The sequence below is a fragment of the Paenibacillus sp. FSL R7-0163 genome, from assembly GCF_037969975.1.
Classification (GTDB): Bacteria; Bacillota; Bacilli; order Paenibacillales; family Paenibacillaceae; genus Paenibacillus_AQ; species Paenibacillus_AQ odorifer.
Genome location: NZ_CP150224.1, coordinates 2,412,834 through 2,427,120 on the forward strand (window position 1 = coordinate 2,412,834; position 14,287 = coordinate 2,427,120).

A 14,287-nucleotide genomic window follows, 5' to 3' on the forward strand; every position below is an offset into this window, starting at 1 on the left:
GATTCACCTTTTTCCATAGATTGCATAAAATCTCTTCCTTCTATCTTAACATGTTTTGTCCCAGATTGGACTTCGAATGAAGGGAAAACTAGGGCCGAGCCTTGCTCCTGATGCCGGTAAGCTTTATGATGTGAAGTAAACATAAATGTCAGAGGTGCACATAATGAAACTTGAAATTGAGCTGGTTCCCAAAGAACGTAAGCATACTATAAGCAGATTAATGCAGTTCTACCTATATGATTTCACCCGTTATTTAGAATTTGATGTCAATCAAGACGGGGTATTTCCAGCCTATCCGGGTCTAGAAGCTTATTGGAGTAGCGGAAATAATAAATCAGCGTATTTGTTTAAGGTGGACGGGCATATTGCTGGTTTTGCTTTGGTGGACAGGTTATTGCGTAATCCTGAAGGCCAGTTTTATATGACTGAGTTTTTTGTGATGCAAAAATACCGCCGAAGTGGTGTAGGTACATGGGCTGCGCATAAGCTATTTGATATGTACTCTGGTGAATGGAAGGTTTCACAAGTCCGTGCGAATACGCCCGCTCGTGATTTCTGGCATAAAGTGATCGGGGACTATACCCATGGAGAGTTTCAAGAGCGCTTTAATCCACAACAAGGCAACCCCAGCCAATACTTCAACACATTAACTATTAATCGAATTAAGAAATGAAAATCCGTGTGTTTTCGGGTTTTTCTTAAATAAGGAGTTTACTATTAACAGCAAATGGAATGGAAAAGTGGTGCTAAGCGAGTGAGAGCTAGACAGTGGAGGATGACCAAGAGAGCGTCAAGAAGGACGGCCAGGAAACTGTATTTTTTATAAAACTGGCTAGCTATTAAGAACATATACGAATTGTAAAGTAATGAGCATCTAATGCTCTCTACTTTAGTTAACATAACATTATTTATGTAAACCAATTAAACCATTCACCATAAAAAGGGTCGTTGGTTTATTTTTTGTGTTCAAAATACCCAGTCAGTGAGGGCAATATTGCATATCTTATGATGTACTCAATTACAAAGGAGGAGTCAACAATGGGCGAATTTGCAGGAGGATACGGTGGTTTCACTTCCACAGGAGCTATTCTGGTTCTGTTTATCCTGTTGGTTATCATTACTAAAACCCTCTGTCTGTAATCCTTTAACTTCACAAATTAAAGGTTCCGTCAGTCTAAATGACTGGCGGATTTTTTATGTCCAGATATGTAGATTGGAGGAGGGGGATACATGTGACTAAGGATATTGACATAATACTAATCCAAAACATATATTAAACAGTGTTCAAAGATTAAACGGTGTTCAACACATGAGGAGACAAATTTATGACTAAAGAACAACGAAAAGTACGTGAACGTGAAGAAATGAGAAATCTAATCCTGCAAAATGCAGCTTTATTGATTGCCGAAGAGGGAATAGAGAAGCTCTCTATCCGAAAAATCGCTGAGAAAATCGAATATTCACCGGGAATTATTTATCATTATTTTAAAGGCAAAGAAGAGATTATCGAGAGCTATTTGCAACAAAAATATACGGATATGCTTACTGAGCTTCAGTCTGTGCAACTAGAGGTACAGCAGGAATTACCTCCAGATATACTTTTAAAACAATCATTGGAGAAGTTCATCAGGATGTCTCTTTCTACGGGTGTAGAATACCGTAATGTTATGCTAAACGATACACCGGCTGTTCTTAGTTACACAGCTGTTCTATTTAGAGGAGCTGCACAGGAACGTAAAGCGATTGGGATGCTCTGCCAGGGCCTGCTCAGATTTGAAGCACAAAAAAACCGTGCGGAAGCTTTCGTAGAACTCATTGCTCAGGTGATATGGAGTGCAGCGTTCGGTTTAATTATGCGTTTGCTTGTCGAAAAGGATCTGCCTGATGATCAGGTCGAAGCTCTGCTTTCATGTCATTTGGATTCAATGGTTGCTATTGCCTCCAGGTAAAATCTAAATATTTTCATGAAGGGAGGGGGAGGTTGTTATAAAACATATAAGGAAAGTCGTAGTGCTGTCGGTGTTGATTTCGGTTATTGCAATGTTTGCAACAGCGGTTGGGTTGTTTTCAGATGGGATAAGTGATGGAACAAAATATACTTTTACGTCAATATGGGGCGAGGATGTAAAGCTTCAGGGGTCAGGAGTGTACAGCCATGATTCTGTCTCTGCGGCGGCACAAGCTAAAGCACAGGATGGAGTTACATTATTTCTTGCCATACCTTTACTGCTCAGTTCGCTCATCATGACAATTAAAGGCTCGATAAAGGGGAGGATGCTCCTTACGGGTACTCTGGGGTACTTTTTATATACTTACGCATCCTACAGCTTTCTGACGATGTACAATTCATTGTTTTTAGTTTATGTGCTGTTGTTTTCTTTAAGTTTTTTCGCATTCATCCTAGCCTTATTTTCCTTCGATAAAGAATCCATACATACTTACTTTAAAAACAGTTTACCTTCTAAAGGAATCGGCTTTTCACTAATGGTTATTGCTTTTATGATTTTATTTCTCTGGCTAGGGAAAATACTGAATTCACTACTGGGGGGAATACCGCCACAAGGGCTAGAGCACTATAGTACGTTGGTAATTCAAGTTTTGGATCTTGCGATCTTGGTCCCATTAGCAATTGTAACGGGGATTATGGTCATTCGTAGACAACCTTTTGGGTACCTACTGGCAACTGTCGTTGTTTTCAAAGGAGTTACCTTACTGCTAGCAATTACGGCAATGCTGGCGGCAATGATCTATAGCGGTGTGGTTGTGTCTATAGCCGAGTGTGTAATTTTTCCGACGATGGCTTTAGCTATTGCTGCTTGTATGGTTATTTTGTTAAAGCATGTACGTGAACCCTTAAGATAATAAGTGACCAGCGAGCGGAAGGGAGCGATTAGAATGAAGACAATAATTATGTTTACCTCGAAATATGGGTGTGCGGAGAAAGCGGCTTATTTATTAAAATCTCAACTGGGCGAAGAAACCGAAGTAGTTAATTTGATGCATGCTAAAGAGCCGACACTGGAACGATATGATACGGTCATCTTGGGAGGATCTATTTATTATGGGAAAATCCAAAAACAAATGACTGATTTTACAGCAAAATATCAACATGAACTAGGGAAAAAACGAGTAGGATTGTTTATTTGTGCAGGAGCAAAAGGTGAGGAGGCCTCACAAGAATTGAAATCTGCGTTTCCAGAAGTGTTATATAACCAATCGGTGACGAAAGAAGTTTTTGGAGATGAGATCTATGAAGAGAAGCTAACTTTGCTAGATCGGTTTGTATTGCGGATGGTAAAAGGAAAAAATAAGAACGTAAATGGGTTGTCAAAAGAGACGATAGAGCGTTTTGCGCTTGCTATGAAAAGGCAGTGAAAGTAGTGGACAAACGAACTGCTGAACGTACTTCAGGTTATAGTTAACATAATTATGATTATGTTAACTATAATCTTGACATTCAAAAAAAGTAGTCCTTCTTGTGAGAAGAATTTTACTTCCTCATATCGAGTCTCTGTTCATCGAAACATGAAAACCCTACAGAATCGTGCAGAAAAAGTCGGGAAGGTAAAAACCTTCTCTGATAACCTATAATTAACGAGGGGAGGCAACGTCATGGATACGCTGGTACAACTGAACAAAGCAATAAACTATATTGAGGAGAACCTAACAAATCAAATTGATTATCAGGAGGTTGTGAAAATAGCCTGCTGTTCGGAATATCATTTTACTCGCATGTTCTCATTCCTAGCAGGCATTACTCTGTCGGAATACATCCGGCGTCGACGTCTAACCTTGGCAGCACTCGAGCTTTCACAAAGTAATATCAAAATTATCGATACCGCTCTGAAATATGGTTATAATTCGCCTGATTCCTTTTCTAGGGCTTTCCATAGCATGCATGGGGTAAATCCTTCGGAAGCTCGGGTCCATGGACAATCCCTTAAGGCGTTCCCTCGGATGTCGTTTCAGCTGACTATCAAAGGAGGAAATGAAATGAATTACCGTATTGAAATCAAAGAATCTTTTCACATCGTGGGCATAAAAAAACGGGTACCAATCATTTTCCAAGGGGTCAATCCGGAGATTGCGTCGATGTATGAAGGGTTGACGCCGGAAATGATTGATGAGATGAAGAGATTTTCCGATGTTGAGCCCTCAGGGTTTATAAGCGCCTCTGCAAATTTCTCTGAGGGGCGTATGGAGGAAAAAGGAGAGTTCGATCATTATATTGGCGTTGCCACTACGAAAGACGCATGGAATGGCTTGGATCAGCTGGAAGTGGCGGCCTCCATGTGGGCTGTATTCACAGTCGTCGGCTCTTTTCCGAGTGCGCTACAAGAGATCTGGGGGCGAATATATTCGGAATGGGCTCCGTCATCGGGATATGAGCTAATTAAAGGGCCTGAAATTCTTTGGAATGAGCACAAAGATATCACATCGCCAAATTTTAAAAGCGAAATATGGGTGCCTATCACTAAGAAATAAAAGAGTTTGGTTGGATTAATGAGACTGAGAGCTGAATATCCTTTCACTACGAAGCTGCCGCGAAAAACATTCCGGCAGCTTCGTCAAGCTATAGGCAGGATATTTCGAAAATGTTGTAGAAGTACAATTGGTGAGTCGAATGATTTTTGGAATGTAGTAGATTTCAATTTTTATGATTCAGACGAAGATTGAATCAATGAATCCTTCTATTTTAAAGGAGTCCTTATGACGAACGAGAAGCTTTTGGACTTACTAGGCAGTTACGATATCCAACAGCCTGAGATTATTTTCTTAAGGCATAACGAGAACAGAACCTATCGTGTTAATGACAGAACGGGAAAATCATATTTACTCCGCATTCATGACCCTTTTATAGATGACATGAAAGGTCTGCAACATACATACGGCGGCATTCTTGGAGAATTGCAAATGCTTGAGAAGCTGGGAAGCTGGAGCAGCAACGAAATACAGACTCCCGTAAGAAACAATGAGGGTGAACTTATTACGATCATTGAATACGAAGGTGAACTGCTAAACTGCTCCGTCCTCACCTGGCTGGATGGAAGAGACATGAATATGAATGATGTTAACAATCTTGAACTGGTAAAAGAACTGGGATCGCAAATAGCAGAACTGCATACTTTTTTTCGGCAGTACGAACATACAGGTATGGAGATTCGACCGAGTCAAGGTAAAGCTTATAATGAACGGATGATCCGTGTGATTCATTCGGGTGTGAAAAAGAATTTATTTACGCCTTCTGATGCTAATGTCATTGAACAAACGCTGCAATTGATCAACTCCCGGTTAGATGACCGTGGCGGGGAGGCTGGCCCTGACCTTATTCATGGGGATTTGTGTATGGGTAATATCATCATCACAACCGAAGGAGAGGTGCGCTTCATCGATTTTGGCTTTTTCGGTAACGGTTATGCCTTACTTGATGTAGCCATGGGAGCTATGATGCTGCCATCCGATCGAAGAGATACTTTCCTAAAGGGTTACTACAGAGAGTACGAAAATACAGCGAATGATCTACTTCAGTTGGAAGGTTTAATGTTGGTCGCTATTATTGGATATTACGTCTTCCAGATGGAGAATGTACATGTTCATGCCTGGATGCGTGAAAGAATGCCCAAATTATGCGCTGAGTATTGTCGCCCCTTCCTCAATGGTGAAAGTATATTTTATAAAATATGAAATGGAATGTTCATGGTTGAACTAACGAGGAGTGGTAGGTTTGATAAAAATTGATTATATCCGTTTATCACCAAACGTGTTATCAAAAAAATAGTAAAATAATACTGTTAAGCGCGATGGCTGTCGATGAGCATTTATTTCGATTATATTATAACAAGGAATGAAAGGGGGAATGGTGTTGATTGAACATAGCAATCTTGAAGAATTTCAAGATCCGGTAAATTACGATCTTGAATTTGACGGTGAAATGGACAAATATCAGTTCTATCTTGAGCTTGCTAGATCGAGTCCTGGGGAAGTGTTAGAACTTGCTTGTGGTACAGGCTTAACAACGATCCCCCTCTCGAAAGCCGGTATAACAATGACCGGTGTAGATATCTCTTCAGCAATGATTGCATATGCGCGGTTGAAGGCGAAAGGGCTGACTGTTACTTTTATGGAAGGTGATGCCCGTACCTTCGAATCGGACAAGCGATTTTCGATGATTTATTTGACTGGTAATGCATTTCAGGCATTTTTAAGTGATCAAGATCAAAGCGATTTGCTCACGACCGTTCACAAACATTTACAACCTCATGGAATCTTTGCATTTGAGACCCGTAATCCGGAGGGAACGGATTTATCCGATCAAGAGGAGACAGAATGGGGATCATTTATTGATAAGGATGGAAATAACGTCAAGGTATCAGGCACACAATGTTACGATGCTGGCCAGCATATCATGCATTGGGTCACGATGCGTGATTGGGGGTATAAGCGAACGACTTCCCGGATTGCTTGTCGGTTCACGGATCCGAATACGCTGCATTCTTTATTAACCCGTTACGGCTTTCGCGTCGAACATCAATATGCTGACTGGAATAAAACGCCGTTTTCTCCGTCATCTTCATCTATCATTAGCGTTTGTAGGAAATGTTAGGAGAAACGTAATGCATTGCAATAGAACCCCCCCTCAGATTGAGGGGGATTTTGTTGTTCCTAAGTTTAGCATACTTTTCGCATTAAGAATTCAATCGGTCCGCGGGACATTCTTTTTCTCCACCTATGTGAGAAGATCACACATGTATCGGATGAAGAAAGAAGTTCTGCTCAATAAATAAAAAAGAAGTCGACCCTCTCGTTGGTCGGCTTCTAATTGTTCTATTGCGCGGTCAGGATTTGTGGACCTTCAGCGGTGATGGCGATCGTATGCTCGTATTGGGCGGCGAGTTTGCGGTCCAGCGTCCGGGCGGTCCAGCCGTCCTGATCAATTGTCATGTTGTAGGTGCCTTCAGTGATCATGGGCTCGATCGTGAATACCATGCCTTCCTTGATGCGGGGGCCTTTGCCGGGCTTGCCGACATGCATATAGGTAGGCTCCTCATGCAGGTCACGACCGATGCCATGAGCGAGAAGGTCGCGCACGACGCCAAAGTTGTTCGATTCGGCATGCTGCTGGATTGCGCTCGTCACGTCTCCGAGCCGATTGCCGGGCTGTGCCTGCGCGATGCCGAGGTCAAGGCACTCCTTCGTGACGCGCATCAGCTTCTCAGCCGCCGGTGAGATCTTCCCGACCGCATAGCTCCAGGCTGAATCGCCGAGCCAGCCGTCGAGCTCCGCTACCGTGTCGATCGTCACGATATCGCCTTCCTCAAGTGGCTTATTTGTAGGGAAGCCATGTGCAATTACGTCATTGACGGAGGCACAGGTCGCATATTGATAACCATTGTAGCCCTTCGTATATGGTTTGGCGCCGTGCTTCAAAATAATATCCTCGAATATGCGCTCAATCTCGTTCGTTGTGATGCCCGGTTTGATGAGCGGGGCAATTGTGCGATGGCATTCGGCCACAACCTGGCATGCCTTGCGGATGGCTTCGATTTCATACTTGCTTTTTAAGATGACCATGTTTGTTTCAGGACTCCTTTGTAATGGCTTGTATCGCGAGCTGGGCGATTCGATCGATGTCCAGCTCGGAATTGCTCGCATAGTAGTGCAGCCCGCAGCAGCCGACCAACACGGCAAGCATAAGGTTGATGCTGTCGTCTTCACGCTGCATAGTCGATTGGAGTGGAACATACAGCCTTTCCATGAATCGTCTCTTGGCAGGGTGCCGATCTTTCTCTGGCAAGCCTGTAAAATGTTCCGCTGCCATTTTGTAGACGAGATATGCGCGGGCATCTGACTGCCACAACTGGAGTAGCGTCTTGCAATACGTTAACAACTGCCTGTCGTCAGGGTTGTCCCGGCTGATGTTCGCCCATTGAGTCAGGGTTTGCTCACATCGCTCGAAGCCGCTGCTCAGCACATCTTCTATTAGTAAATGCCGGTTGGGGTAATAATGGTATACCGTGCCATAACCGAGACCAGCCTCGCGGGCGACGTCGCGAATATCAAAGCTTCCGCCCGTACGGAAGTAGGTATGCGCGGCGAAGTCCAGGATCTGTTCTCTGCGCTGCATGCGTATGAGCTCATTTTGTTCTTTGGTACGGGGGCACATGGGCGCGTTAACCTCCTTTTTTAATATAGACCTGCAAATTTGTCAATATAAAGAGTGTAACGCATGAGGGGGAGAAATGCAATTATCTGTTGGCGTTCGATGAAAACAAGTATTAGACTGAATAATAAAGTGCTTACCGGGTAGACAATCCTGAGATACGTGTTCGCGTTGAATCGCTTCGTCAGCAGCAAGTTCAAGTGCCGACACCGAAACAAATTAAGCGGGAGATGGATGAAAACAACAAGGACGCCATCATTGCGTTGTTAAAACGAAAGATGAAGAACTCGAAGAAGAAAATAAAAAGTTGCGAGAACAACTTAAGTTTTCCTATGCGGAGGTCTATCAAAGGATTTGAGGGAATGACTGTTAGCTTATTTAACTTACGGGCAGCTTAGTTTAAGATCATACTCGGTGAACTGTATCATAAATAGGGGCAAGTTTAACCCTTGAAACCAGTGAGCTAGGATCAATTTCGTTTCGAGTTAATGTGAATAATAGCCATTATTTTTAAATATGCGACAAAAATTGCATTTGAAGAAATATTATTGTATGATTTGGTGTGTTAAAAATTGGAAAATTTAATCGTCATTGTGTGGACAGTACGGACACTACTTCAGCAGTTAATTATGGCGTAACCAAAGTTTCTTATACTTATTAACTAAGGAGAAGCAGCCTTGCGTAAGAAGAAATATGTTAGCATAGCCTCAATTACATTGATTGTGATTATGGTCGTTCTATTCTTCAGTATGAAAAATGTTCTTTTCGACGGCTCTTCTAACAAATCAGAGGAACAGGCCGTCACAACAACCAGTGAGATGATTAACGAGACAGAGAAACCAGCTGCCACAATAACGAATAAGGGAACCAATGAAAAGAAGAGCGTAACCGCGATGGAGGCACTGCGCCTTGGGTACTCAGAGGCGAATAAGCTTACGGAAGAAGAGCCATTACTTATTAACATAACAAGCACGGATGACACTTCTGTTTCTCAGGAACGAACCGATGGTTCGGATGGAACAAGAGATGCTTGGAATCTCGAATTTGGCAGCAAGAAAGGGAATGTTTTTATTTATATCAAGATCGATAATGGAATGGCCATTAAGACTGATGTGAAAAAGCACGATAAGAATTTACTTGTAAAAGGACAGTATGCGATATCTGATATTCAAATCGATTCTTCCGATGCAGTTAAACAAGCTGTTGAGAGACTGGGGATGAAACCAGGAAATCCTGCTATAGCAGATGACTGGATCAAGGGGTATCATTTTACTATCAGCAGGTATAATACTGATCCTAACTCCTCCAAAACACGTCTGCTGCTAAGAGTTATGGGTATCTCGCCAAATTCTCCTAATCGTGAGAATGACAGTTTGAGAATGAGCGCTTTCTTTGATGTCAAAACAGGCGAATTGATGAGCGCTACCGAGATGACAGGCTTCGACAAGGATGGGAATACCATGTGGAAGAATATTGAGCTTAAATACTGATGACGGCATAAATAAATGAAGAAGGAAGATATTTTCGTAAAAATACAACATATTACCAAATAAAGAGTTATTATTGATGGAACTTACCGTGCGTTACTGCTCATGAGCAGACGCATGGTAAGTTTGTTTTTGTGTAAAGGCGTTATTAACTGTCTACTTGGTAAAGTCTATACGCATCACTCAAGTTTATTGAACTGGAAATATCCATTCTTCGAGGTGATGTATATGCTGAGTATATTCTTTAGTCCCCTGAACGGCGGTTAGGGCAATTGGAACCTAGCGGATCAAAGAAAGAGCATCCTGCAAAGGATGACCCAAAAACTCACCGTTAAAAACAGCGCGGTGAACTGTATCACAAGTTGTGGTAAAGTAGATTGTTGGGTTGAGCTAAGAGCAGCAATGTTAAAAATTGCAGATTGTTGTTTATAGATTGCTAAGTGAGGATTGAAAGGCTGGAAGATCGATGAATAAAGGGATGCAGGCGATTCGCAAAGCTAATAATTTTGAGCGATCCTAATAAAAGATGAGGTATATGTGATGCCAAAAAACGATAATATGCTGGCAATCCTATGGATGCTGAATTCGGGTGTTAAAATGACCGCAAAACAAATATCCGAAAAGTTAGAAATAAATATAAGGACAGTCTATCGGTATATTGATGCGCTAAGTGCCAGTGGAGTGCCTATAATATCCGACACTGGTCATAATGGCGGGTATAGCCTACTGAATAATTTTATCAGAGCACCACTGCTATTTGATATTGAAGAAAAAAAAGCACTTCTTCATGCTGCTGTTTTTGCAAAAGAAGCCGGATACCCTTTGAGTGAGGCATTAGGTAATGCGACATCCAAATTGAAAATGTATTCGAATGAGGAACAGGAAAGTGTTCTCAGCCGTCATTTAGCCGGATTTGAAGTTATAAACCGTAGGGGAGACCCTTCTATTCAGCCAGTATTAGCGGAATTGGAGCAAGCTGTAGCAAACGAATTCTCTGTAGAAATTGATTATCACACACGCCGTGATGATCAACCCAAGACTAGAGTGATAGATCCCTATGGAATGGTGTACTGGAACAATAAATGGTATATTGTTGCATTTTGCCATCTGAGAAATGAGATCCGCAGCTTTCGGGTAGAACGGATTTTACAAATCAAGCGTACTCAAAACATATTTAAACGTTCTAAAGCTTTTTTGGCTCGAGAATTTTTTTTGCGAAATCTATTACCTGATTTAGTCGGCAAGGACGGGTTGATTGCATTAATTATCGAAGGTAGGTCAGAGGCGTTGGATGACTTATGCCTGCATTGGTTTTTGGGGCATCATCTGAAAGAGCGTACATCAAATCAAGCAATCTTTTTACTTGAGGAAAAATCAATTCATACCTATGTTCCTAATTTTCTCTTATCCTACGGGAAATCCATTCAAATAATCGAACCACAGAGTTTGAAGGAAAAACTTGTTGGTGTTGTGTCGGAGTTAATGGAATATTATCAACTTTAATAACTTCACTGACAGCGGATGTCAGTGAAGTCATTTTATAATGACGATAATCATTGATTACCGATGGTTGGTATCACTAGATGAATTGTAAAATAAGGAGAACTTGCAAATGAATAATACGGTATATCTTTATGTGTTTGACACAATGGCAGACTGGGAAATAGGCTACGTAACTGCCGAACTGAAATCGGGAAGATATTATAAAAAGGGGCTGGTCCCGTCAAAAATAGTTACCGTGGGAATTGATAAGACTCCAGTAACTACAATGGGCGGATTGAAAATACTGCCTGACATCAAATTGGATGAGTGCAGCATTGAAAGATCAGATCTATTGATTTTACCCGGTGGAAATACATGGACAGAAACCATTCACCACCCCCTCTTGAAAATCGCTGAAAGGTGTTTAAGGGAAGGTATATGGGTTGCAGCGATTTGTGGTGCTACAATGGGACTTGCCCAGACAGGATTGCTGAATTCACGTGGGCATACAAGCAATGATCTGGAATACCTTAAAATGATCTGTCCCACTTATACAGGAGAAAAGTATTACAAAATGGAGTCTGCTGTAACGGATGGAAAACTGATCACAGCATCTGGAATAGCTCCATTGGAATTTTCTGCACACATCTTGAAAGCTTTGGATGTGTTTTCTCCAAAAACATTAGACGCCTGGTATAACCTTAATAAGACTAATGATTCTAAATATTACTATGAGTTGATGAATTCAATACAATGAAGGTATCAGCATTTAAGGAAAAGTGAAAGTGTGTTGTATATATGGATATGGACAAGATGCCACATGAGTAACAATGCGACTTAAAATATTCCTTCCATAGGAATCCTAATGGAGTACGATAGTTAAGCATAAAGGGTTCCACATATTAGTCATGTATAATATGTGGAACCCTTTATTATATCTGACTTTCCTAAATCTAGATCTTGATTAATTGAAAAAATAAAGTTGTAGACTGCAAGCTGGCATTAAGTTGTTTAAGAATACATTTGGATAAAGTGGGAGATATTACTGAAAACTTCTCCAGATGGGCGGTTATTATGAAAAAAATACTGATATCATTTTTGGTGATACTTATTTTTTCCACTGTTACAGTAGAGGCTGCGCCTGAATACGCAAAATGGGGCAAAATTGCAGTAGAGGAAACACAAAAACGATACAATGCAGTCATAATTGATTATAAGCACATTGGTCGTACTGAACTAACACCTAAAAAGTCTGAAGAGAAATTCAAACTATGGATTAGAAGCAAAGCAGGTAACGAGTTTGGGGTTTTTGTATCAATCCAATTTGACCCATCAACTGATACAATCCAATCGATTCAGTTTTCTGAAACTAATCGTTAGATTTAATAAATCTCGCTATTTACGCTAATGGGGCACGATAGCACAATGACAACAGGCTGCCGAGATCATAGGCAGCCTGTTCAGCTCCCTCGAAATGATTCAGTTTCCTCACTCAGACTCATGAATTCGCAGGATTTCATCCTGTAGTTAAAGTGATGAAGAGGATGATGAAGGAGCCGGTGGCTGGGAGATGGGGAATTGGGCATGCGTAAATAAGGGTGAATAAGGATCACCCATATTGTTCCATTATATGCACGTCTCCACTTCGCCCTAGCGATTCTCACTCCCATGTCTCAACGGGTCATAGCCCTTTCATTCCTTCGTCACATCTAACTAAGGGGTGGAGGTCGGTCTTTCTAACGGAACGGGTCCGAGCCCTTTTGCGTAACGTCTCCCGATACTCCGTGCTTCTTGTTATCCTGCGAATGCATGAGTCGATGAGGATTAATTGGTTTTATGCTGCTTGTGGGAATACCTTGATCGGTTCGTAAGCGGTACTGCTTTTAGCCAATGCGACTAGCATTCTCGCTACTTTACCGATTAATTTCATAATGGATTTCATCTTCTTCAGTTTCTTTTCCTCTACATTATAACGATGTGCCGCTCGTATCTCCGGATTTGTCATAACCATACTCATTGTCATGAGATAAAGAAAATGACGTAAACGTGGTAAGCTCGTTTGCTGAGCACCATCTTTCCTCGCCATTTCCCGGAGCTAGCTTCAGCTAGATTTAACCCAGCATGACGCAGTAAAGCATTTCCGTGCGTATATCCGCTTAGATCACCAGCCTCACCGAGTACACCAGCTAGATTCGTAACATAGATGCCTCGTATTTCAAGGAGCTTCTGTGCATAAGGAATACGCTTAAGAATGAGGCGGAGCTCATGCTCAATTTGTTCAAGCTGGCGCTGGGTACCAGGTCATATTCTTCGAGCAATTGCCCAAGATGGAGCTTGTATGCGTGGAGTGCCTGAGTGGCACCCACACTGGATTTCGCAAGTGAAATGAGTAGCTCAGCACGTTTAACTCCAGCATGACGCTTTACATATTGCTTCCAACCGGCAAGGACCTGTTCCGTATTTAACAGACGGATCTCTTTTGGCAAGGGGAAGAGTCGGAGTGTTGCGATTGCACTGGTGCAAGTGAGGATTTTAAAAACCTGACGAAGTTCAGGGAAAACAATGTCTACCCAGCGATGAATCTGATTAACCGCAGCGTTGAGGCGCTTGGTAACCGTCTCTCGGTTCGCCATTAGAATACGTAGTTCCTCGTAATCTTCGGGATGAAAACGAACAGGGGAGTAGTACCCGTTTTTGACCATGTCTGCTATGACAAGCGCATCTTTATGGTCACTTTTAGACGGTGTATTATCTCGGTTTTCCTTGTTCTTTTTGACGAGATGAGGATTAACCAGAACGGGCTCCATGCCTTGATCGAGGAGCCAACGTGCCAGGCTAAACCAGTAGTGGTAAGGGTTCCATACCAACTATGACGCTGCTAAGTTTGTAGGATTTGAGTAGATCTTGGATCCAGCGTTCGAACAGATCGAACCCTTCACGATGGTTACCGAATTCGAGCGGAGTTCCCAAAGCAATCCCACGAAAGCTGACCGCGCGAGTACATGGACTTCTTGGGCGATGTCTACGCCAATGACCAAATGATGAACGGTAATGTTTTCAATGAGTTGATTTTGCTTGTCTTGAGCTTTAAACTTCATAGTAGAGCGACCTCCTAAATGGTGAGATTAAAAGGGCTGTAGACCCGTATCCAACTCCC

At 42.0% G+C, this 14,287-nt stretch carries 14 protein-coding genes and 2 pseudogenes; 13 read left to right on the forward strand and 3 right to left on the reverse strand.

Going from position 1 to position 14,287, the window contains the following annotated elements:
* Positions 1–163 precede the first annotated feature (163 nt).
* The 8 genes from NST45_RS10670 to NST45_RS10705 all read left to right on the forward strand — a co-directional run bounded on the left by NST45_RS10670 (position 164) and on the right by NST45_RS10705 (position 6,604).
* A complete protein-coding gene (locus NST45_RS10670) occupies positions 164–673 on the forward strand; it encodes a GNAT family N-acetyltransferase (RefSeq protein WP_076099061.1) in 510 nt (169 codons plus the stop codon).
* A gap of 365 nt (positions 674–1,038) precedes the next feature.
* Positions 1,039–1,140, forward strand: a complete 102-nt coding sequence (locus NST45_RS10675; protein WP_197069683.1) for a sporulation protein YjcZ — start codon at positions 1,039–1,041, stop codon at positions 1,138–1,140.
* A gap of 185 nt (positions 1,141–1,325) precedes the next feature.
* Positions 1,326–1,949: a TetR/AcrR family transcriptional regulator gene (locus tag NST45_RS10680; RefSeq protein ID WP_076223824.1), complete on the forward strand. Its 624-nt coding sequence runs from the start codon at positions 1,326–1,328 to the stop codon at positions 1,947–1,949.
* A gap of 61 nt (positions 1,950–2,010) precedes the next feature.
* Positions 2,011–2,862, forward strand: coding sequence for a hypothetical protein (locus tag NST45_RS10685; RefSeq protein WP_081386912.1), 852 nt, complete (start codon positions 2,011–2,013; stop codon positions 2,860–2,862).
* A 33-nt stretch (positions 2,863–2,895) separates the two neighbouring features.
* On the forward strand, positions 2,896–3,375 hold the full coding sequence (locus NST45_RS10690; RefSeq protein ID WP_038571502.1) for a flavodoxin domain-containing protein: 480 nt from the start codon (positions 2,896–2,898) through the stop codon (positions 3,373–3,375).
* A 237-nt stretch (positions 3,376–3,612) separates the two neighbouring features.
* The gene (locus NST45_RS10695; protein WP_076223820.1) at positions 3,613–4,485 is read left to right on the forward strand and encodes an AraC family transcriptional regulator; all 873 of its coding nucleotides are present in this window, start codon (positions 3,613–3,615) and stop codon (positions 4,483–4,485) included.
* Between the two features lie 225 nt (positions 4,486–4,710).
* Complete coding sequence (locus NST45_RS10700; protein WP_076099066.1) at positions 4,711–5,685, forward strand: aminoglycoside phosphotransferase family protein; 975 nt, start codon at positions 4,711–4,713, stop codon at positions 5,683–5,685.
* Between the two features lie 172 nt (positions 5,686–5,857).
* Positions 5,858–6,604 carry a class I SAM-dependent methyltransferase gene (locus NST45_RS10705; protein WP_076223818.1) on the forward strand — a complete coding sequence of 249 codons (747 nt, stop codon included), beginning with the start codon at positions 5,858–5,860 and terminating at the stop codon, positions 6,602–6,604.
* Positions 6,605–6,825: 221 nt separating this feature from the next.
* On the opposite strand, the gene map is transcribed toward NST45_RS10705, so the two are convergent.
* Positions 6,826–7,572 (reverse strand): type I methionyl aminopeptidase, encoded by a 747-nt coding sequence (gene map, locus NST45_RS10710; protein WP_036687603.1) that lies wholly within the window; start codon positions 7,570–7,572, stop codon positions 6,826–6,828.
* A 7-nt stretch (positions 7,573–7,579) separates the two neighbouring features.
* Positions 7,580–8,164, reverse strand: coding sequence for a TetR/AcrR family transcriptional regulator (locus NST45_RS10715; RefSeq protein WP_036687602.1), 585 nt, complete (start codon positions 8,162–8,164; stop codon positions 7,580–7,582).
* 143 nt (positions 8,165–8,307) lie between these two features.
* On the opposite strand from NST45_RS10715, the pseudogene NST45_RS10720 reads away from it, so the two are divergent.
* The 5 genes and pseudogenes from NST45_RS10720 to NST45_RS10740 all read left to right on the forward strand — a co-directional run.
* Positions 8,308–8,519, forward strand: a pseudogene (locus NST45_RS10720) (transposase); the annotation flags it as partial.
* A 319-nt stretch (positions 8,520–8,838) separates the two neighbouring features.
* The gene (locus NST45_RS10725) at positions 8,839–9,651 is read left to right on the forward strand and encodes a hypothetical protein (RefSeq protein WP_036687600.1); all 813 of its coding nucleotides are present in this window, start codon (positions 8,839–8,841) and stop codon (positions 9,649–9,651) included.
* A gap of 537 nt (positions 9,652–10,188) precedes the next feature.
* Positions 10,189–11,151 carry a YafY family protein gene (locus tag NST45_RS10730; protein ID WP_339825565.1) on the forward strand — a complete coding sequence of 321 codons (963 nt, stop codon included), beginning with the start codon at positions 10,189–10,191 and terminating at the stop codon, positions 11,149–11,151.
* A gap of 109 nt (positions 11,152–11,260) precedes the next feature.
* A complete protein-coding gene (locus tag NST45_RS10735; protein WP_036687597.1) occupies positions 11,261–11,887 on the forward strand; it encodes a type 1 glutamine amidotransferase family protein in 627 nt (208 codons plus the stop codon).
* A gap of 317 nt (positions 11,888–12,204) precedes the next feature.
* Complete coding sequence (locus tag NST45_RS10740) at positions 12,205–12,510, forward strand: DUF3889 domain-containing protein (protein ID WP_038571483.1); 306 nt, start codon at positions 12,205–12,207, stop codon at positions 12,508–12,510.
* A gap of 454 nt (positions 12,511–12,964) precedes the next feature.
* On the opposite strand, the pseudogene NST45_RS10745 reads toward NST45_RS10740, so the two are convergent.
* A pseudogene (locus NST45_RS10745) lies at positions 12,965–14,228 on the reverse strand (IS110 family transposase).
* Positions 14,229–14,287: the final 59 nt, after the last annotated feature.